At 74.4% G+C, this 20,757-nt stretch carries 15 protein-coding genes; 6 read left to right on the forward strand and 9 right to left on the reverse strand.

The genetic code is table 11. The annotated features are described in order from the left end of the window. Positions 1-41: 41 nt before the first annotated feature. A complete protein-coding gene (locus ACZ58X_RS05035) occupies positions 42-692 on the forward strand; it encodes a TetR/AcrR family transcriptional regulator (RefSeq protein WP_470332286.1) in 651 nt (216 codons plus the stop codon). Between the two features lie 73 nt (positions 693-765). Here the strand turns inward: ACZ58X_RS05035 and ACZ58X_RS05040 are convergent, their stop codons facing one another. The 8 genes from ACZ58X_RS05040 to ACZ58X_RS05075 form a co-directional block, all read right to left on the reverse strand. Next, positions 766-1,866 carry a nitric oxide synthase oxygenase gene (locus tag ACZ58X_RS05040; RefSeq protein WP_470332339.1) on the reverse strand — a complete coding sequence of 367 codons (1,101 nt, stop codon included), beginning with the start codon at positions 1,864-1,866 and terminating at the stop codon, positions 766-768. 344 nt (positions 1,867-2,210) lie between these two features. After that, on the reverse strand, positions 2,211-3,638 hold the full coding sequence (locus tag ACZ58X_RS05045; RefSeq protein ID WP_470332340.1) for a sugar porter family MFS transporter: 1,428 nt from the start codon (positions 3,636-3,638) through the stop codon (positions 2,211-2,213). Positions 3,639-3,864: 226 nt separating this feature from the next. Further along, entirely contained in the window at positions 3,865-4,836 is a 972-nt protein-coding gene (gene egtD, locus ACZ58X_RS05050; RefSeq protein ID WP_470332287.1) for an L-histidine N(alpha)-methyltransferase, read from the reverse strand. A 45-nt stretch (positions 4,837-4,881) separates the two neighbouring features. Next, positions 4,882-5,631 carry an ergothioneine biosynthesis protein EgtC gene (gene egtC / locus ACZ58X_RS05055; protein WP_470332288.1) on the reverse strand — a complete coding sequence of 250 codons (750 nt, stop codon included), beginning with the start codon at positions 5,629-5,631 and terminating at the stop codon, positions 4,882-4,884. Next, positions 5,631-7,040, reverse strand: coding sequence for an ergothioneine biosynthesis protein EgtB (gene egtB / locus ACZ58X_RS05060; protein ID WP_470332289.1), 1,410 nt, complete (start codon positions 7,038-7,040; stop codon positions 5,631-5,633). The genes egtC and egtB overlap by 1 nt, the downstream gene beginning before the upstream one ends. After that, on the reverse strand, positions 7,037-8,341 hold the full coding sequence (gene egtA, locus ACZ58X_RS05065) for an ergothioneine biosynthesis glutamate--cysteine ligase EgtA (RefSeq protein ID WP_470332290.1): 1,305 nt from the start codon (positions 8,339-8,341) through the stop codon (positions 7,037-7,039). The genes egtB and egtA overlap by 4 nt, the downstream gene beginning before the upstream one ends. Before the next feature lie 252 nt (positions 8,342-8,593). Further along, the gene (locus tag ACZ58X_RS05070; protein ID WP_470332341.1) at positions 8,594-9,649 is read right to left on the reverse strand and encodes an aminotransferase class I/II-fold pyridoxal phosphate-dependent enzyme; all 1,056 of its coding nucleotides are present in this window, start codon (positions 9,647-9,649) and stop codon (positions 8,594-8,596) included. 251 nt (positions 9,650-9,900) lie between these two features. Further along, positions 9,901-10,386, reverse strand: a complete 486-nt coding sequence (locus ACZ58X_RS05075) for an SRPBCC family protein (protein WP_470332291.1) — start codon at positions 10,384-10,386, stop codon at positions 9,901-9,903. Between the two features lie 158 nt (positions 10,387-10,544). Here ACZ58X_RS05075 and ACZ58X_RS05080 point away from each other — a divergent pair, with 158 nt between their 5' ends. The 3 genes from ACZ58X_RS05080 (at position 10,545) to ACZ58X_RS05090 (ending at position 17,368) form a co-directional block, all read left to right on the forward strand. Continuing rightward, complete coding sequence (locus ACZ58X_RS05080; RefSeq protein WP_470332292.1) at positions 10,545-11,351, forward strand: SAM-dependent methyltransferase; 807 nt, start codon at positions 10,545-10,547, stop codon at positions 11,349-11,351. A gap of 190 nt (positions 11,352-11,541) precedes the next feature. Continuing rightward, entirely contained in the window at positions 11,542-13,662 is a 2,121-nt protein-coding gene (locus ACZ58X_RS05085) for a putative bifunctional diguanylate cyclase/phosphodiesterase (protein WP_470332293.1), read from the forward strand. 532 nt (positions 13,663-14,194) lie between these two features. Beyond that, positions 14,195-17,368: a protein kinase domain-containing protein gene (locus tag ACZ58X_RS05090; RefSeq protein ID WP_470332294.1), complete on the forward strand. Its 3,174-nt coding sequence runs from the start codon at positions 14,195-14,197 to the stop codon at positions 17,366-17,368. Positions 17,369-17,400: 32 nt separating this feature from the next. Here ACZ58X_RS05090 and ACZ58X_RS05095 read toward each other — a convergent pair whose 3' ends face one another. Then, complete coding sequence (locus ACZ58X_RS05095; RefSeq protein WP_470332295.1) at positions 17,401-18,030, reverse strand: GTP cyclohydrolase II; 630 nt, start codon at positions 18,028-18,030, stop codon at positions 17,401-17,403. A gap of 300 nt (positions 18,031-18,330) precedes the next feature. On the opposite strand from ACZ58X_RS05095, the gene gdhA reads away from it, so the two are divergent. Both gdhA and ACZ58X_RS05105 read left to right on the forward strand, forming a co-directional pair. Beyond that, positions 18,331-19,746: an NADP-specific glutamate dehydrogenase gene (gene gdhA, locus ACZ58X_RS05100; protein ID WP_470332296.1), complete on the forward strand. Its 1,416-nt coding sequence runs from the start codon at positions 18,331-18,333 to the stop codon at positions 19,744-19,746. A 131-nt stretch (positions 19,747-19,877) separates the two neighbouring features. Next, the gene (locus ACZ58X_RS05105; protein WP_470332297.1) at positions 19,878-20,753 is read left to right on the forward strand and encodes an AraC family transcriptional regulator; all 876 of its coding nucleotides are present in this window, start codon (positions 19,878-19,880) and stop codon (positions 20,751-20,753) included. The last annotated feature ends 4 nt before the right edge of the window (positions 20,754-20,757 follow it).

Here is a 20,757-nt window from a genome sequence, read left to right on the forward strand (position 1 = left end):
AGAATCGGTCCCCACCCCACCCGACCGGAGGTAGCGACCCGATGGCTCGCCCGCGCACCCCGCTGCTCAGCCGTGAGCGCATCGTCACGGCCGCCCTGCGGCTGATCGACGACGAGGGGCTGGAGGCGCTCTCCACCCGCCGCCTCGCGGCCGGGCTGTCGGTCAGCGGGCCCTCGCTCTACAACCACTTCGCCACCAAGGACGACCTGCTGGACGCGGTGGTGGACAGCGTGATCGGCGAGGTCGACCTGTCGATGTTCGACGACCGGGCCACCCCCTGGCCGGAGGCGCTGCGCGCCTGGGCGCGCTCCTACCGCGCCGCGCTGGCCGCCCACCCCAACATCGTCCCGGTGCTCGCCCAGGGGCCGGGACGGCGGCCCAACGCGCTGCGGCTGGCCGACGCCGTGTTCGGGCACCTGGTCGGATCCGGGTGGCCGCGCGGCCAGGCCACCCGGATCGGCGCGCTGATGCGCTACTTCGTCACCGGCTCCGCGCTGGCCTCCTTCGCGGCCGGATTCCCGGCCGACGCCGAGGTGTACGACGCGGCCGACTACCCGCACCTCGGCGAGGCCCACCGGCTCGCGGGGCACCGGGGCTCGGTCGACGAGGGCGCCTTCGAGACCGGCCTGGAGGCACTGCTGGACGGGCTCGCGCTGCGCTTCGAACGCCTGGCCGTGCGGTCGCCCTCGTAGTCGCGGGCGACCGGCGGTCCCACGGGGGGCGCCGGATCCGCCGGGGTGTCGGGAGCTGCGGCGGCCGCTCCGGTCACCAGGGCTCGCGGGCCAGGAAGGCCGGCCGCTGCTCCGGGTCCACCGGGTCGTAGTACCGGTGGTAGACCGGGGTCAGCCCGCCGGAGACCGGGGGCACGATCCAGCTCCAGTCCGCCGGGGTCGGGCGGCCGAGGCGCTGCTCCTGGGCGACGTGCTTGAGGAAGCGCGCCGACTCGGTGTGGTGGTCCGCGATCGTCACCCCGGCCTCCTGGAAGGAGTGCAGCACCGCGAGGTTGAGCTCGACCAGGGCGCGGTCGCGCCAGAGCGTGCGCTCGCTGGAGGTGTCCAGGCCCAGCCCGTCGGCGACCGTGCCGAGCATGTCGTAGCGGTCGGCGTCGGCCAGGTTGCGGGCGCCGATCTCGGTGCCCATGTACCAGCCGTTGAACGGCGCGGTGGGGTAGCGGACGCCGCCGATCTCCAGCGTCATGTCGCTGATCGCGGGCACCGCGTACCAGCGCAGCCCGAGTTCGGCGAACCAGGCGTGCTCGGGGTGGCTCAGCGGCACCTCCAGGGTGGTGTCGTCCGGCAGGCCGTACCAGCGCGGGCGCTCGTCCGGGCCTTCCTGGAGCAGCAGCGGCAGCACCTCGAAGCGGTCCTCGGCGCACTTCCAGCCGAGCTCGCGGGCCCGCTCGGCGAGTTCGGCGCCCGCCGGGTCGCCGACCACGGCGCCGTCGACCCGGTGCCCGGCGTAGCGGACCAGCTGCTGGTTGAGGATCCGCGGGGCCGGGCGGTCCGGCCGGTCGGGGGCGAACACCGAGACCACCGGGCGGATCCGGCCGCCGTTGCCCGCCAGCCGGAGGTGCTCGAAGCACTCGGCGGCGATGTCGTCGGGGTCGGACAGGTGGCGCAGGTCGCGGACCACCAGGCTGCGCCAGTACAGCCGGCCGATGCAGCGGGCGGCGTTGCGCCAGGCGAGCTTGGCGCCGTAGGCGAGTTCGGCGGGGGTGTGGTGGTAGCTGCCGGTGCGGTCGATCTCCGCCCGGACGGCGCGCAGCCTGGGCCCCGGGTCACCGGCGGCGGGCTGCTCCCGGTGGAACTGCCGGACGAACTCGGCGGCCTGCCCGGGGTCGGTGAACGGCGGCGACGCGGGCGGCAGTTGCGGCTCCGGGGCCGGCCGTGCGGTCAGCTGTGGGTCCGTCGGCTGCGGGGACGGCTGCGGGGCCGGTCGCGGCCTCGGCCCGGGGGTCGGCGGTACGGGTGGCGCGAAGCCCGGCGCGGGGTGCGCGTGGGCGTACGGACAGCCGCCGCTCGGGGCGGTGGCGGTTCTGCGGGTGCGGAGCCGGTTGAAGATCAAGGACACATCCCTCCTGGCGAACAGGAGTACCGGAGGTGTCCGGCCCACCGCAGGGAGTGAACGATTCGGCCCCCGCGCCCGCGCTCAGCGCGCTAGGGTGCGGGGGCCGAAGGTCGGATCGTACGACCGGAAGGCGGGGGCTTCGGTCAGCCCATGTCCTCCAGGCGGATGCCCTTGGTCTCCTTCATGTACTTCGCCACGAAGACGATCGACAGCGCCGCGAAGGCCGCGTACACCAGGTAGGTCGCCGAGAGGTTCCAGCGCGAGAGCGACGGGAACGACACCGTGATGGCCCAGTTGGCGATCCACTGTGCGGAGGCGGCGACGGAGAGCGCGGCGGCGCGGATCCGGTTCGGGAACATCTCGCCGAGCATCACCCAGACGACCACGCCCCAGGACATCGCGAAGAACAGCACGAAGGCGTTGGCGGAGATCAGCGCGACGGTGCCCTGGAGGTCGGGCAGCGTGACGTTGTCGCCGGAGCCGGTCGCGGAGGAGAACGCCCAGCCGGCGGCGGCGAGGGTGACGGCCATGCCGGCCGAGCCGATCAGGGCGAGCGGCTTGCGGCCGATCCGGTCGACCAGCAGGATCGCGATCACGGTGCCGAGGATGTTGATGACCGAGCCGATGAAGCTGATCAGCAGCGAGTTGCTCTGGTCGATGCCGACCGACTGCCACAGGATCGACGAGTAGTAGAAGATCACGTTGATGCCGACCAGCTGCTGGAAGACCGACAGGCCGATGCCGACCCAGACGATCGGGAGCAGGCCGGAGCGGCCGCCGAGCAGGTCGCGGAAGCGCGGGCGGTGGTCGGAGGCGATCAGCGACTGGATCTCGGCGATCCGGGCGTCGGTGTCGATGCCCTCGCCCTCGACCTCGGCCAGCACCTTGCGGGCGTCGTCCAGGCGCTCGGCCTGGATCAGGTAGCGGGGGGACTCCGGGATCACCGAGGAGAGCACGAAGTAGACCGCGGCCGGCACGACGCAGATGCCGAGCATCCACTGCCAGGCCTCCAGGCCGAGCAGTCGGCCGCGGGTGTCACCGCCGGCGGCGTCCGCCAGCACCCAGTTGACCAGCTGGGATATCGCGATGCCGAGCACGATGGCGGCCTGCTGGAAGGAGGCCAGCCGGCCGCGGTACTTGGTCGGCGCGACCTCGGCGATGTAGGTCGGGGCGATCACCGAGGCGATGCCGATGGCCGCGCCGCCGAGGACGCGCCACAGGGCGAGGTCCCAGGGGGAGAACGGCAGCATCGAGCCGACGGCGCTGACCGCGAACAGCAGCGCGCCCGCCTTCATGACCTTGATCCGGCCGTAGCGGTCGGCGAACCGGCCGGCCAGCGCGGCGCCGACCGCGGAGCCCAGCAGCGCCGAGGAGACGATCAGGCCGGTCTCGCCGCTGCCGACTCCGAACTTCCCCTGGATTCCGGAGACGGCGCCGTTGATCACGGAGCTGTCGTAGCCGAACAGGAAGCCGCCCAGGGCGGCGGCGGCGGTGATGAAGACGACGAAGCCGAGGCGGCCGGGCGCGGTGGCCTCGGCCGCCCCGGAGGGCTTCTGGGTGACGCTCACGATCTTGACTCCTGGTACTCAACGCTGAGCTCGGTAGCCGAGATCGTAACCCCTGTTCGTTCAAGCCTTGTAGACGGGGAGGCTCAAATTTTGCTCTGAGAATTCGTAAGGTGAACAAGCAAATTGGGCCTCCCCGGCGCCTCGGCGCTCAGGCGTCCCGACGCTCCGGTGTCCCGGCGCCTCGGCGCTCCGGTGCCCCGACGCTCTGCGGTTCTCCGGCGTGCCCCGCTCAGGCCGGGGCGGAGAGCGAGAGCCCGAACCGGCCCTCGGGGTCCGTCCACCAGTGGGTCAGCCGCAGCCCGGCCGCGGCCAGCTCCCCGGCCACCCGCTCCCGGCGGAACTTGGCCGACACCTCGGTGCGCAGCTCCTCGCCCCGGTCGAAGTGCACCGGCAGGTCCAGGGCCGGGATCTTCACGGTCTGCGAGCGCAGGGAGCGCAGCCGCATCTCGATCCACTCCTGCTCCGGGTCCCAGAGCGCGACGTGCTCGAAGGCCTCCGGGTCGAAGTCGGCGCCCAGCTCGCGGTTGAGCACGTTGAGCACGTTGCGGTTGAACTCGGCGGTCACCCCGGCGCTGTCGTCGTAGGCGGCGACCAGCACGGCCGGGTCCTTGACCAGGTCGGTGCCGAGGAGCAGGAAGTCGCCCGGGTCGAGGGCGGCGCGCAGGCCGCGCAGGAAGCCGGCCCGCTCCTGGGGCAGCAGGTTGCCGAGGGTGCCGCCGAGGAAGGCGACCAGTCGCGGGCCGCCCTCCGGGGGCAGGCCGAGACGGGCGGTGAAGTCGGCCAGCACGCCGTGCACGGCCAGTCCGGGGTACTCGGCGGCGAGGGCGGTGCCGGCCGCCACCAGGGCGCTCTCGCTGACGTCCACCGGGACGTAGGTCTCCAGGTCGCCGGTCGAGCGCAGCGCGTCCAGCAGCAGCCGGGTCTTCTCGGAGGAGCCGGAGCCAAGCTCGACCAGGGTGCGGGCGCGGGTGGCGGTGGCGATCTCGCCGGCCCGGGCGGTGAGGATGGCCCGCTCGGCGCGGGTCGGGTAGTACTCGGGCAGCCGGGTGATCTCCTCGAACAGCTCGCTGCCCCGGGCGTCGTAGAACCACTTCGGCGGCAGCCACTTGGGGTCGGCGGTCAGTCCGTGCCGCACGTCGTGGTGCAGCGCGGTGCTGAAGTGGTCGGCGGGCAGCAGTCGGGTGAGATCGAATGTGTCCATGACAGGGTGGTTCCTCTGTTCAGAAGATGAAGGGAGAGTGGAGGGTCAGTAGTGGCTGGGGAGCTGCCGGACGGTGACGCCCGTGGCGTCGGCCAGCAGCAGGGAGCCCTCCGGGACGGGCGTCCAGTCCGGGGCGTCGTCGTACGGCTCGGAGGCCACCACCGTGCCGAGACCGGGCAGGCTCCGGTGGTGCAGGGTGTCGCCCCAGGCGGTCGCGGCGAGCGCGGTGCCGTCGGTGAGCAACAGGTTGAGCCGTCCGGTGGTGTGCGCGGTGACGTCGGCCACCGTGCCCGCGAGCGCCTCGCCGAGGCTCTCGCCCCGGCGCAGCCGGTGCAGGGCGAGGGCCCACAGCAGGGCCGAGTCCGTCCGGGCCTCCAGCTCCAGCAGCTCGGCGGGCGGCAGCAGGGCGGCCAGCGCGTCCAGCTTGCCGGGCCAGCCGGCCACCGCCCCGTTGTGGCTGAACAGCCAGCGACCGGCGGCGAACGGCGCGGCCGCGGCCTCGCCCGCCGCGCAGCCGTCGGTGGCGGAGCGGACGGCCGCCAGCAGCGCCCGGGTGCGGATCACCCGGGCGAGGTCGGCGAAGCCGGCGTCCGCCCAGATCGGCCCGGCCCGGCGGTAGCGGGCGGGCACCTCGTCGCCGTCCGCGTACCAGCCGAGGCCGAAGCCGTCCACGTTGACCGTCCCGTACTGCTGGGTGCGCGGCGCCCAGGACTGCCGGTGCAGCGCGTACGGCGGCCGCACCAGCAGCTCCCCCGGCGCCACCGGCTCACCCAGGTAGGCGAGGTGACGACACATCAGGCATCCTCCCGGCCGCGCTCCGGGCCGCGGGCGCCGCGCTGCGGGCCGCTGGCGTCGTGCTCCGCGCTGCGGGCGGTGCGGAAGCCGGAGAAGATCTGCCGCCGGACGGGGTAGTCCCAGTTGCGGAAGGTGCCCCGGCAGGCGACCGGCGCCACCGCGAAGCAGCCGCCGCGCAGCACCTTGTACTCGGGCCCGAAGAAGACCTCCGAGTACTCCTCGTACGGCCAGGCCCGGAACCCCGGGTAGGAGTGGAAGTCGCTGGCCGTCCACTCCCACACATCGCCCATCAACTGACGGACCCCGTACGGGGACTCGCCTGCCGGATAGCTGCCGGCGGCGGCCGGGCGCAGGTGCCGCTGGCCGAGGTTGGCGTGCTCGGGGCCGGGCGGGCCGTCACCCCAGGGGTAGCGGCGCGAGCGGTCGGTGACCGGGTCGTGCCGGGCCGCCTTCTCCCACTCGGCCTCGGTCGGCAGCCGCCGCCCGGCCCAGCGGGCGTACGCGTCCGCCTCGTACCAACTGACGTGCAGCACCGGCTCGTTCGGCGGTACGGGTTCGACGGTGCCGAACCGGCGGCGGAGCCACTGGCCGTCCTGCCGCTGCCAGAACAGCGGGGCGGTCAGGTCGGCCCGCAGCCGGTGCTGCCAGCCCTCCGGGGTCCACCAGTGCGGGTCGTGGTAGCCGCCGTCGGCGATGAAGCGCTGGTAGGCGGCGTTGGTGACCGGGGTGGTGTCCAGGAAGTAGGCCGGCAGGTCGACGCGGTGGGCCGGGCGCTCGTTGTCCAGGGCCCACGGCTCGGTGTCCGTGCCCATGGTGAACGCTCCCGCGGGGATCAGGACCTCGGCGGGCAGGGTGGCCGCGTCGGCCGGCGCGGGCGGCGGCGGGGGAGCGGCCAGGGCGGGTTCGCCGCGGCGGAGCTGGTGGGTGATCAGCATCGTCTCGTCGTGCTGCTGCTCGTGCTGGGCGATCATCCCGAAGGCGAACCCGGCGTCCAGCAGCGGTGCGCCCTCCAGCGGGCTGGCGGCCAGCAGGTCCAGCACCCGCCCGCGCACCTCGTGGGCGTACGCGCGGGCCTCGGCCGGCGGTAGCAGCGGCAGGCTGGGGCGCTCGGCCCGGGGGTGCTGGAACGCGTCGTACAGCGGGTCGATCTCGGGGTGCATCGGGTCCCGGCCGCCGACGTTGCGCAGCAGCCACAGCTCCTCCTGGTTGCCGATGTGCGCGAGGTCCCAGACCAGCGGCGACATCAGCGGCGAGTGCTGGGCGGTGAGGTCGGGGTCCTCGACGCAGTCGGTCAGCGCGGCGGTCCGGGCGCGGGCGGCCAGCAGTTCGGCGGCGATGCTCTCGCGCAGGGCCTCGGTCCCGGGGGCGGGATCGGTTCCCGGGGTGGCGGGCGGTCGGACGTCGGTCATGATGCCTCCTCCGGGGGAGTGCGTCGGGTGCCGGAGCGCAGGGCGTCCAGCTGGTCGTCGGCCGGGCAGCGGCCGCGCGCGGGGTAGCGCTCGGCGAACTCGGCGACGGTGGCGCGCAGCCGCCCGGCGCCGGGCAGGCGGCCCAGCGCGGCGTCGGCGACGGCGAAGCAGGTGAGGGCGGCGCGGCGCAGCTCGGGGTCGGCGACGCCCAGGGTGGCGGCGCGGCGCCAGACCCCGCTGCGCGGCGGGCGCGCACCGGTGGCGCCGTCGTGCCGGTCGGCGGCGTCGAGCGGTTCCAGCGCGGCGAGTGCGGTGTCGGCGGCCACCGGGTCGTCCAGCAGCGCGGTGACCAGGGCGGCGGGCACCATCCAGCCGTCACCGGGCTGGGCGTCGATCATCCGCAGCTCCAGGTGGCCGCGCGGGCGCACCGGGGGGAACAGGGTGGTGCAGTGGTACTCCAAGTCGGCCAGGGTGGGCGGGCGTTCGCCCGTGCCGCGGGTCCAGTCGCGGAAGGTCAGGCCGGGCGGGGCGGTCCAGGGCAGCCCCTCCGGCCTTCTCACGCACAGGACTTCGGCGTCCAGCACGTACTGCGCCCAGGCCTCGCGAGGGTCGCCGTGGTCCGGCTCGGGGGCGAGGGTGCGGGTCGGGTCCATCCGGGACCAGACGGTCTGCCGGGTGGACCGGTGGCCGGTCGGCTTGCCGTCCAGGAGCGGGGAGTTGGCGAAGGCGGCGACCAGCACCGGGCCGAGCCGGTGGACCAGCTGCCAGCGCCGCTCGACCGCGTGCGGGCCGGCCGCGTCACCGGCGTCCAGGCACACCTGCACGGACGCGGTGCCGGTCATCATGACCCGGCCCCAGGGCCCGGCCGAATCGAAGAAGCGCTCCATCGCGAGGTAACGGGGGTGGTCCAGCACCATCCGTCGGGGGCGGGCGAGCGGGTCCGTCCCCGTGCCGGTGAGGCGCAGGCCCTGCGCCGCGAAGGCGGCCCGTAGGGCGGTCAGATCGCGTCGGGTCTCATCGACGCAGGCCAGCAGGCCGGTGGCGGGCGGGGAGCTGAGCTCGACCTGTCCGCCGGGTTCGAGCGTGAGGCGCGAACCGGAGGGGAGCGAGGTGCCGTCGGCGCCGCCCAGGGGCAGCGATTCCAGCGCGGCGTGGAGCAGTTCGGGAGGAACCGGCCGGCCGGGACATCGGTCGTCATGGACGAACCACTCGACCTCGACCCCCACCAGGCGGGGCGGTCCGATCTTGAAGCAGACGCCCGACACGTGGCTGCGCGCCCCCGATTCGGTCAACAGGGTCACCCCCGTCGGGGGCGGTGCTGCGCTCTGCCGGTCGGGCGGAGTGGTGCGGGATGTCGGTATCACCGGACTCACCATCCTCGGGATCACGATTGCGGCCCGGTCTACTTTGCCCAGTCTGCTACGGAGCATGCGGGGGCGCTTCGCAAATATCGCGTGAATGTTCGTTTCCGCAGGTCAGGGGCATGGCGATCGGGTGAATCCGGGGTTCCCGGGAGCTCCGGGGAGCGCTGCCCGCCCGGGCACGTGCCCCGGTCACAGGCGGTTCAGGCGCTCCAGGACGGTGTCCAGCACCGGGCCCGGCAGGGCGTAGTTGAGGCGCAGCGAACCCGCGCCGCCCGGGCCGAACTCGGCGCCGTCGGAGGCCTCCAGGCCGCAGCGCTCCAGCAGCGCGGCGCGGGCGCCCGTGGGCGGCAGGCCGAGGGCGGCGGCGTCCAGCCAGAGCAGGTACGAGGCCTGCGGGGCGGAGCGGACGGCGGGGCCGAGCCGCTCGGTGAGCCGGGTGCGGGCGGCGGCGAGGTGCGCCAGCAGCGCGTCCAGCCACGGGCCGCCCTCGCCGAGCGCGGCCCGCTGCACGGTCTGCTCCAGCAGGCCGCCCTCCCAGAGGCCGTAACCCGCCAGGGTGTCGGTCAGCCGGGCGCGCAGTGCCGGATCCGGGGCGAGCGCCCAACTACTGGGAATTCCGGAGCAGTTGAAGGTCTTGCCGACCGAGTTGAGGGTGACGGTGCGGTACCGCAGGGCCGGGTCGACGGTGGTGGCGGCGACGGGGTGGGCCCGGCCGGGGTGGGTGAGGTCGCCGTGCACCTCGTCCGAGACCAGCAGTGCGCCGGCCTCGGCGGCCCGTTCGGCCAGGGCGCGCAGTCGGGCGGCGGGCCAGACCCGGGCCGAGGGGTTGTGCGGGCTGCTCAGCAGGAGGGCGGTGGCGGGGTGGGGGAGCGGGGCGTCGGGGAGCAGGTAGCCGTCCGGGCCGGTGGGCAGCGGCAGTTCGCGGTACGGGAGGCCGGCCGCGCGGCAGAGCTGGCCGAAACCGCCCCACTCGGGGGTGGGGAAGAGGACGGGAGCCCGCCGGTCCGCGGCCTCCGTCCGTACGGCCTCCAGGAGCAGGCGCAGCGCGGTGCGCGGGCCACAGGGCAGCAGCAGGACCCAGTCCGGGTCGACCTCGACGCCGTGCCGGGCGCGGTACCAGTCGGCGACCAGGGCCCGCCCGGCCGGGTCGCAGACGGTGTACCCGTACGCGGGGTGGCGGGCGCGCCGGGCCAGGGCCTCGGCGACGGCGGGCGGGCCGGGGAGGTCCATGTCCGCCAGGCCCATCGGGATCACGCCGGGGGCGGTGGCCCGGGCCCACTTGCTGCTGCCGGTGCCGGTGCGGTCGAAGGGGGCGTCGAAGTCGAACGCGGAGCCGGGGCCAGGGCCGGGGTCGGGGTCGGTGTCGGGGCCGGTGTCGGGGTCAGGGCCGGCTCCCGGGGAGGGCGACGGGGCGGGGCCGGGGGAGGGTGTCGGCGAACAACTGACAGCTGACAGATTTCGAAAGTTGAAATCTGTTCGCTGAAATCTGTCATCTGTCATCTGTTCGCCGTCCTTCGTCCGCCGCCGCCGCCACCCGCCAGGTACGCCGCCAGTCCGCGGCCTCCCCGGCGCATCATCACCGCGTGGTTGGCCCGGAACAGCGGGTGCAGCGGCAGGGCCAGGTGCCGCAGCAGGGGTTTGGCGGGTCGGGCGTCCTCCTCGAAGACCACCCGGCAGCGCGTGCCGCCCGGCCCGTCCGCCGTCACGGTGAACCGTGACCACCCGACCAGGTCACCCCGCATCGCCGCCTCCAGCACCCCGGTCGCCGGGTCGCGCCGCCGGGTCTCCAGCCCGATCACCAGCCGGTACGGCAGCAGCGCCCTGACCACCACCTCGCCGGACCCCGCACCGGTCTCCCGGGCCTCGCGGACCTCCGGCCACCACAGCGGGTAGCTCCGGACGTCCGCCAGCGCCGCGTACACCGCCGGGGCGGGTGCCGCGAGCCGCCACACGCCCCGGAAGCGGTAGTGGTTGGGATCCACGGGTCCACCCTAGGGAGAGCGCCGTCCGGGAGGAAGAGCGCACTCCGCTTGCACCCGTTCGGGGTGCAAGGGAGGATCTTGCGTGCTTGTAGTCTCATCAGTCACGGCAGCACCTTCCGGCGCTGCGCCCCCGGAACCGGAGTGAAGGAGTCACAGGCATGCGGCGACCGAGCTGGGTACCGGAAGGCATGGACCTGGACAAACCGAACGCCGCACGGGTCTACGACTACTACCTCGGGGGCTCCCACAACTTCGAGGTCGACCGGGAGATGGCCCGCAGGGCAATGGCCCTGTGGCCCGAACTGCCCCAGATCATGCGCTCCAACCGGGCCTTCCTGCGCCGCGCCGTGACCTTCCTCGCCGAGCAGGGCATCCGCCGCTTCCTGGACATCGGCTCCGGCATCCCGACCTTCGGCGCCGTGCACGAGATCGCCCGGGCGATCCGCCCCGGGACCGAGGTGGTCTACATCGACCGCGACCCGGTCGCCGTCGCCCACAGTCGCCTGCTGCTGGAGGAGGACCCGCGCAGCGCCGTCGTCCACGCCGACCTGCGCGACGTCGAGGACCTGCTGGACCGCCCCGAGGTGGCCGCCCTGCTGGCCGGCGACGAGCCGGTGGCCGTCCTGCTGGTGGCCGTCGCCCACTTCGTCAGCGACGACGAGGATCCCTGGAAGCTGATCGCCGCGGTCCGCGACCGCCTCCCCGCCGGCAGCGCGCTGGTCCTCTCGCACGCCTCCCTGGAGGCCCGCCCGGACCAGGCCGAGGACCACCAGAAGCTCTACCGGATGACCCCGACCCCGCTGACCATGCGCACCCGCGACCAGGTCACCGCCATGTTCGACGGCTTCGAGCTGGTCGAACCCGGTGTGGTGCACCTGCCGCAGTGGCGCCCCGACCAGCCGGGCACGGTCGGCGAGCACCCCGAGCGGATCGCCGGAGTGGCGGGCGTGGGGTTCCGCCCTTGAGCGGTCGCGCCGGGAGAGCAGCCGACGCCCGCACGCCCCGTGCGGCGGCCGCCGGTCTCCCGGCCCTGCCCAGCGCCGCCGTGCTCAGTGCCGCCGTGCACAGTGCCGCCGTGCTCAGTGCCGCCGTGACCAGCAATGCCGTGAGCAACGCTGTGAGCGCCGCCGCGAGCAGCGCCACCGGGACGCTCCGATGAGCGGCGCGACCCCGCCGGGCGGTGACGCGGAGCGGTTCCACGAGGACTGGTCCCGGCTGCTCTCCGCCGACCACGGCATCGCCGTCCACCCCGGCCTGCTCGGCCGACTGGTCGCGCGCACCGCCGCGCTGCTGCACCGGGCCCAGCAGGACGACCCCTTCGAGCCCCGGCTGGCCTCCCGGGCCGGCGCCGAACTGGTCGACGGGCACTTCACCGACCCGGTGCTGCTCGCCCGCGCCGTCGAACTGCTCCAGTCCCAGCCGCTCCACGACGACCGCGGCCCCGCCCTCACCGGCGCCTTCGCGGCCGGCTGGGCGAACGCCCTGCGCGAGCGCACGCTGCGCGAGCAGGAGGCCATCCGCACCGCCGCCGACGCCGCCCGCAAGGAGGCCGAACGCGCGCTGCGCGCCTCCGAGGCCCGGTTCCGCGCCCTGTTCGAGAGCGCCGCGATCGGCATCGCGATCGGTGACACCGACGGCACCATCCTGGCGGTCAACAAGGCCGTGCAGGAGCTGTTCGGCGCCGGGCCGGAGGACATGGTCGGGCGCCGGGTCGACGACCTCGTCCACCCCGAGGACACCCCGGGCGTGTGGGAGGCGTACGAGGAACTGATCAGCGGCAAGCGGGAGTACTTCCAGTTCGACAAGCCGTACTACCGGCAGGACGGCGAGGTGGTCTGGACTCACCTGACCGTCTCGCTGATCCGCGACGACGACGGTGCCCCGCAGTACCAGGTCGCGATGCTGGAGGACGTCACCGACCGCTACCGGCTCCAGGAGCGGCTGCGCCACCAGGCCACCCACGACCCGCTCACCGGCCTGCCCAACCGCGCCGCCTTCTTCGAGCGGCTGGAGAAGGTCTTCGACGAGCCGGAGCCGGGCGCCCGCTTCGGCCTCTGCTACGTCGACCTCGACGGCTTCAAGGTGGTCAACGACAGCCTCGGCCACGACATGGGCGACCAGCTGCTGTCCGCCGTCGCCGCCCGGCTCAAGGCCGCCCTCACCCCGCTCGGCCACCTGGTCGCCCGGCTCGGCGGCGACGAGTTCGTGGTGCTGCTGGAGAACTGCCGCGGCGAGCAGGAGGCGGTGGCCGCCGCCAAGACCGTGCTCAAGGCACTGGCCGGGCCGGTGCTGATCGGCGACCACAAGCTCGCCGTCGGCGCCAGCGTCGGCGTGCTGGAGCGGCGGGTCTCCACCACCACTCCCGGCGCCGCCGTCCGGGCCGCCGACCTGACGCTGTACCGCGCCAAGGAGGCCGGCCGCGGCCGCTGGACGCTGTTCGACCCCAAGGAGAACGCCCGCGCGGTCAGCCGATACGCGGTCTCGGTGCGGATGCCGGCCGCCCTCGACCGCGGCGAGTTCTTCATCGACTACCAGCCGCTCTACCGCCTCGCGGACGGCCGGATGGCGGCCGTGGAGGCGCTGGTGCGCTGGCGCCACCCGCAGCTCGGGGTGCTCGGCCCGGACGAGTTCGTCACCACCGCCGAGGAGACCGGGCTGATCATGCCGCTCGGCCGCTGGGTGCTGGAGCAGGCCTGCGGCCAGGCCGCGGACTGGATCAAGCACTACGGCGACGCCGCGCCGCAGCTGAACGTCAACCTGGCGGTGCGGCAGGCGCGCAGCGCCGCGCTGGTCACCGACCTCGGCCGGATCCTGGACAGCACCGGACTCGACCCGGCCCGGCTGCAGTTGGAGATCACCGAGTCGACCGTGGTCGGCCCCGAGGACGAGGCGCTGCGCACCCTGCACGGGCTGGTCGACCTCGGCCTGTCGCTGGCGGTGGACGACTTCGGCACCGGCTGGTCCAACCTCTCCTACTTGCGCGACCTGCCGGTCTCCGGGCTCAAGATCGCGGGTTCCTTCGTCGGCGACCTGCACGACCCGGCGAAGGACGGTGCCACCGGGTGGCGGATCGTCAGCGGCCTGGTGTCGATGGCGCACACGCTCGGCCTGAACGTCACCGCCGAGGGCGTGGAGACCCGCAAGGACGCCGAGCGGCTGCGCGGGATGGGCTGCGACTGGGCGCAGGGGTGGCACTTCGGCCGCCCGGTGCGGCCCGAGGAGATCGCCCGCCGGATCGTCGAGGAGCCGGAGGGGCGCCCGGTCGAGGAGGGCTGACCCGGTCGAGGGGGTGACCCTGGTTGGGGAGGGGTGGCCCTGGTCGGCGAGGGGTGACGCCGGTCGGGGAGGGGTGGCCCCGGTCGGGGAGGGTGACCCCGGCAGTTCCCACCGGATCGGTGCAGCCCGGTTCCGGCAGCCCGGTTCCGTTCCGGGTTCCGGAACCGTTCCGGAAAGCGCCCTGCGACCCCGCCCGGTATGCGGGATGATGGCGCGTCAAAATCACCACCCGGCACCGGTGCGCCCGTGGTCAACGCCTTCGCACCGGCCTCGGGGAGCGGGGGAGGGGAACGCCGCGATGGGCGCAACGGAGGGCTCCGGTCCGGCCGGTCCAGGGGGTCCGGGCGGTCCGGGCGGGGAGGACGGGCGCCCGGGGCGGCCGGAGGAGTCGCCGCGGACCCGGGTCGACTGGGGTTCCCGGGAGCGGGGCACCCGGTTCAGGGGGTCGTGGGACCCGCGGCGCGGGCGGGGCGGAGCCCGGGACCGGGCCGGGGAGGAGGCCCGCCACGACCCCGAGGCCGCCACCCGGCGGATGCCCGGGCCCCGTCACGACCCGGAGGCCGCCACCGAGGTGCGCCGACCGCGCTCCGCGCCCGGCGGCCCGTCCTGGCAGGACAACATCGGCCCGGGGCCCGCGCCGGGTGGCGGACCCGCGCCCGCGCCCGCGGGCGGCCCCTTCGAGGACGACTTCCCCGACGCCCTGCTCGACCGCTTCACCCCGCTGGGCAGGGCGGGCGCCGGCGCGGAGGGCACCGTCTGGTACGTCCGGCGCACCGACGGCGGTGCCGACGCCGCGGTCAAGGTGGCCGTCGGCGGCCAGCGGATGGACCACGACCTGCTCGCCCACCTGCGCAACGACGGCTTCCGCCGGCACGTCCCGCACCTGATCGACTACGGGCGGGTCCGTCACCACGGCGTGCCGGTCGACTGGGTGGCGATGGAGTACCTGCCCGTCACCCTCTCGGCGCACGTCGCCGCGCTGCGCCGCAGCGGCGCCCACGCAGACCCGCGGACCACCGAGCAGATCGTCTACGAGCTGGTCTCGCTGCTGGAGTTCTGGCAGCGGCGGATCCAGCGCAACCCGCTGGACTTCAAGCCCGCCAACATCCTGGTGCGCCCCGGCCGTGGCCCCGGGGAGTTCGTGATCGCCGACTTCGGCGGCGTCGACCGGCTCACCGACAGCCGCCGGTTCACCTCCACGATGATGGTCACCGTCGCCTACATGGCCCCCGAGCAGCTGGCCGGCAAGAACCACGAGGCCGGGCCCTGGTGGGGGCTCGGCAACGTGCTGTACGAACTGTTCGTCGGCCGGCCCCGGTTCGTCGCGGCGGACGGCGAGCGGGCGGCCGACCACGACCTGGAGCTGGAACTCGTCATGGGCGAGGAGGTGGACCTCTCCGCCGTCGCCGACCGGCGTCAACTGCTCCTGCTCCAGGGCCTGTTCACCAAGAAGCCGGAGGACCGCTGGACGGCTCCGGAGGTCCGCAGCTGGCTGGCCGGCGGCAGCCCGCAGGTGATCCGGCGCCGCCCGCAGGCGCTGCGGCCGATCACCTTCCTGGGCGACCCGTTCACCGACCCGGTCCGGCTCACCGAGGTGCTGCTGCGCAACTCCGGCGCGGCGGCGCGCTGGCTCGCGGCGGTCGGGGCGGAGCGGCTGCGCGACTGGCTGCGCGACGAGGTCAAGGACTCCGTGTTCGACCTCCACTACCTCACCGACGTGGTCCGCGCCCCCGGTTCCCGGCGCGAGGCGGTGGCCGGCGTCGCGGTGCTCGCCCTCGGCGCGGCCTTCGCGCCGGGGGCCGTCCCGCACTACCGTGACCGGCCGGTCGACCCGGCCGGGCTGGAACGCGTCGCCACCGAGCCGGACGGCGTCGCGTTCATCGACGAACTGGTCCGCGGCGGTGCCCCGGCCGTCGCCGCGCGCTACCACTGCTTCCACCCCGAGTGCTCCGGCGAGCACTGCTCCCGGCTGCTCGCGCTCGCCGCGCTCCCGGAGGTGCTGGCCGAGGTGGAGCGCACGGCCCGGACGGTCGGCGGCGGCCGCCGCGGTGACGGCGGCCTCAGCCCGGAGGAACGGGAGGAGGCGCACCGACTGGCGGTCTGGCTGAGCATCCGCCCGGAGGAGCGCCACCGGCTGCTCGGCCGGTTGTCCCCGCTGCCCGCCGCGCTGCACCGGTTGCCGCTGCCGGTACGGGTGTCGGAGCTGGCCGCGCTGGTCGCGTCGGCGGTGGTGGACGGGGCGCTGGCGGTCGGCGCCGGGGTTCGTACGGCGGTGCGCTCGGCGGCCCGGCGGCCGGCCCCCGACCCGGCGGCCGCTACCCCGCGCGACGTGGTGCGGCGGCGCTGGTCGGCGCTGCGGCGGCGGGCGGTGGGAGCCGACCCGGACCAGGTCGCGGGGCGGGCGGCGATGGTGGCCGCGGAGGCGGTGCGGCGGCGCGGCCGGGGCCGGGTGGAGCGCCCCGAACCGGAAGCGGGCGCGCTGAGGGAGGGCGGTGCGCGGCCCGGGCGGGTGGCCCGGCTGTGGGCGGAGCGGCGCCGGCGGCCGCCGGTGGACCGGGCGGCCCGGCTGCGGCTCTGGTGGCCGTACGCCCGCACCATGCTGCCGCGCCGGGTGGCGGCGGTGGCCCTGCTGGTGGTGGGCCTCGGGCTGCTGCTGTGGGCGGGAGCGGTGCTGCGCTACCCGGTCGAGGCCGGGCACGGGCTCGACCTCTCACCGGACCTCTTCGGCGGGCCGCTGCACCTCGCCGGGCGGCAGGCGGCCGAGCAGGTGGTCGGGAAGCTGGGGGCGGCCTTCGTGGCGGCCGCCGTGCTCGCCTTCTTCCCGGCCGCGGTCGGCCTCGGTACGGCGCTGCTGGCCGGGGTGGGCGCGCTCACGATCGGCTACCTGCGGCTCGGACCGCCGATGACGGCCGTGGAGGCGCCGCGGCCGGTGGCCGACCGGGTGGTCATGTTCGAGGGCGGGATGGGGAGTTGGGCCGGGATCGCGGCGGTGGTGGCGGTCGTGGTGGCCGTGGTGCTGATCGAGCGGGGGGCCAACCGGCTGCTGAGGCCTGCCCAGCGCGCCCGGCGGCAGCTGCGGGAGGCCTGGCGGGACCTCGACCGGCGGGCCGCGCGGGCCGCCAGGGTCGCGGGCTCCGGTCCGGGGGCGGGCGTGGGCTCCGGCACTGGCACTGGCTCGGGCCCGGGTGCGGGTGCGGGGGCCGGGACGGGAGCTGGGAGGGGCACGGGGGTTGCCGGGGCGTGGCGGACCGGCCCGGCCGGCACCCGGGACCGGCTGCGGTTCGCGCTCACCGGTACCGGGGTGCTGGTCCTGCTGCTGTGGGCGGCGGTCGAGGTGCGGCTCGCGGCCACCGGGCCGCACCGCACGCCGGAATCCTGGGGGACGGGCCAGACCGGTGCGGCCTACCAGGCGGGGTTCGTCGTCCTGCTGGCCGCGGTCTCGCTGCTGAGCACCCTCGGCACGCTGGTCACCGCCCGGGTGCTGCTGGTCGGCTGGATCCTCGGCACCCTGTTCCTGGGCGCCTGGCCCGGCGCGCTGGGGCCGGTGGAGGCGCTGCGGATCCCGGTGTTCGAGGGGCTGTTCGGCGCGGTCGCGGGCTGGTGGGGGCACGGCGCCTTCTGGGCCGCGCTGCTGGTGGCGCTGCCGCTGGCGGCGTACGGGGTGCTGCGGGCGGTCCGGGGGCGGGAGCGGGGCGGCGTCGGCTGACGGCGCCGTCCGGCCCGCGCCGATCGCCGGGGTCAGCCGACCAGTCGGGAGAGCTCGATCGAGTGCCCGGTCCGCTCCACCTTCGCCGTCAGGTAGCGGACGTTGCTCGCGGACAGGTGGACTCCGGTCGGCACCCGACGGCGGACGGTGATCCCGAGCCCGGCCAACTGGGCGGCCTTGTCCGGGTTGTTGCTCAGCAGGTCGATGCCGTCGACGCCGAGCGCGGTGAGCATCTGGGCGGCCGCGGTGTAGTCCCGGCCGTCCTCGGGCAGGCCCAGAGCGGTGTTGGCGTCGTAGGTGTCCAGGCCGGAGTCCTGGAGGGCGTAGGCGTCCAGCTTGTTGTAGAGGCCGATGCCCCGGCCCTCCTGGCGGAGGTAGAGCAGGTAGCCGCCGGCCTCGCTGATCCGCTCCACCGATTCGCGCAGCTGCGGGCCGCAGTCGCAGCGGTCCGAGCCGAAGACGTCGCCGGTCAGGCACTCGGAGTGCAGCCGTACCAGCGGGGTTCCGCCGTCCGGGACGGTGCCGAGGGCGAGCGCGAGGTGTTCGGCGCCGTCGGCGAGGCCGTGGAAGGTGGAGACCTCCGCGTCGGCGCGGTAGCCGTCCGGGAAGGTCAGCGGGATGCGCACGTGCGAGCGCACCGTGGCGGAGCCGGGCTGAGGCATGGTTGGGCCTCCGTCGATCGGGGGTGGACCGGGGTGAACCGCTCCGGATCCGGACGGATCCGGTCGGGTCGGATGTCGACCGTACTCGGTTGTTCCAATTTGAACAACTGCCTACTGCCGGTGACCGCGGTGACTGCGGAGGCGAACAACACCCCGCCCGCCCCCGCTGTTCCCGTACGGCGGTCCAGCATGTGGAAGGGGCGGGACCCGAGGCGTGGACACTGCGACACTTCGTCCCGTTTCCTGGGCACGGGAACGCCTCGCGCACGACCACCGACGACCACGGAAGGTCCTGATCAGATGCCCACGAGCCGCGCCACCACTCCCTCCGCCTCCGCCGCCGCCTCCTCCACCGACCGGCGCCGCTTCGACGCCGAGCAGCGCGCGATCGAGTCGCTCTACGCGGACGTGGTCCGCCGCAACAAGGGCGAGACCGAGTTCCACCAGGCCGTCCACGAGGTGCTGGAGACCCTCGCCCCGGTGCTCGCCCACCGCACCGAGCTCCTCGACGCCCGGATCATCGAGCGGATCTGCGAGCCCGAGCGCCAGCTGATGTTCCGGGTGCCGTGGACGGACGACTCCGGCGACATCCACGTCAACCGCGGCTTCCGGGTCGAGTTCAGCAGCGCCCTCGGCCCGTACAAGGGCGGCCTGCGGTTCCACCCCTCGGTGAACCTCGGGATCGTCAAGTTCCTCGGCTTCGAGCAGATCTTCAAGAACGCGCTCACCGGGCTGGCGATCGGCGGCGGCAAGGGCGGCTCCGACTTCGACCCCAAGGGCCGTTCGGACGCCGAGATCATGCGGTTCTGCCAGTCCTTCATGACCGAGCTGCACCGCCACCTCGGCGAGCACACCGACGTGCCGGCCGGTGACATCGGCGTCGGCGGCCGCGAGATCGGCTACCTGTTCGGCCAGTACAAGCGGATCACCAACCGCTACGAGGCCGGCGTGCTCACCGGCAAGGGCCTCGGCTGGGGCGGCGCGCAGGTCCGCACCGAGGCCACCGGCTACGGCTGCGTCCTGTTCACCGCCGAGATGCTGGCCAGCCGCGGCGATGGCCTGGACGGGCGCCGGGTGCTCGTCTCCGGCTCCGGCAACGTGGCCGTGTACGCGATCGAGAAGGCCCAGCAGCTCGGCGCGACGGTGCTGACCTGCTCCGACTCCTCCGGCTACGTGGTGGACGAGAAGGGCATCGACCTCGACCTGCTCAAGGAGGTGAAGGAGGTCCGGCGCGGCCGGATCTCCGAGTACGCCGAACTGCGCGGCAGCCACGTGCGGTTCGTCGAGGGCCCGGGCGTGTGGAGCGTACCCGGCGATGTGGCGCTGCCCTGCGCCACCCAGAACGAGCTGACCGAGGCCGACGCGCTCGCCCTGGTCCGCAACGGGGTGCTGGCCGTCGCCGAGGGCGCCAACATGCCCACCACCCCCGAGGCGGTGCGGGTCCTCCAGGAGGCCGGGGTGGCCTTCGGGCCGGGCAAGGCGGCCAACGCGGGCGGCGTCGCGACCAGCGCGCTGGAGATGCAGCAGAACGCCTCCCGCGACTCCTGGACCTTCGAGCACACCGAGCAGCGGCTCGCCGGGATCATGAAGCACATCCACGACTCCTGCCACACCACCGCCGAGCGCTACGGGCACCCGGGCGACTACGTGGTGGGCGCGAACATCGCGGGCTTCGAACTGGTCGCGGACGCGATGCTGGCCCAGGGCCTGGTCTGAGCCTGCGGCGCCACAGGCCCCGGGCCGTTCGCCCGGCGATCGGTACCCGACCGGAGCGGGCACCGATCGTCGGGTGCGGCAGGGTGGGTCCTCCCTACGGTGGTGATCGGCAAGGGAAGGACGGGGTAGCAGTGCTGGAGCACCTGAACCGGGCGATGGAGCACATCGAACGGCGCCTGGACCAGGAGATCGACGTGGCCGAACTGGCGCGGATCGCGATGACGTCGGAGTACCACTTCCGGCGGCTGTTCTCGATGCTCGCCGGGATGCCGCTGTCGGAATACGTACGGCGCCGGCGGCTGAGCGTCGCCGGGGCCGAGGTCCTCGACGGCGCACGGACGCTGCTCGACATCGCGGTCAGCTATGGCTACACCTCGGGGGAGGCGTTCGCCCGGGCGTTCCGGGCGATGCACGGGGTCGGGCCCGGCGAGGCCCGGCGCGAGGGTGCGGCGCTCATCTCCCAGCCCCGGATGTCCTTCCGACTCATCGTGGAGGGAAGCAGCAGCATGGAGTACCGGATCGTCGAGAAGCCCGACTTCCGGATCGTCGGGAAGAAGGCCCGGGTCCCCCTGATCTACCTGGGGGTCAACCCGCACATCGCCGAGTTCATCCGGGGGTTGGGCACGGAGACCGTCGAGCGCATCACCGCGCTGACGGCGAAGGACCCGCTGGGCATCGTGTCGGTGACGGACGACTACTCGCCCAACCGGGAGGAGGGGTCCGAACTCGACTACTGGCACGCGGTGGTGGCGCGCGAGGACGCCGTCGTCCCGGACGACCTGGACGTCCTGCACGTCCCGGCCGGGATGTGGGCGGTGTTCACCAACAGCGGGCCGTTCCCGCAGGCCCTCCAGGAGATGTGGGGGGACACCTACAGCCAGTGGTTCCCCTCCAATCCGTACGAGACCCGGCCGGGCCCGGAGATCCTCCGGACCAGGTTCGTCCCGGGGACGGGCGACGCGGAGGCGGAGCTCTGGCTCCCGGTGACGCGGACCCTGCGGGGCTGACGGC

The sequence above is a fragment of the Kitasatospora sp. NPDC040550 genome (genome assembly GCF_055594965.1).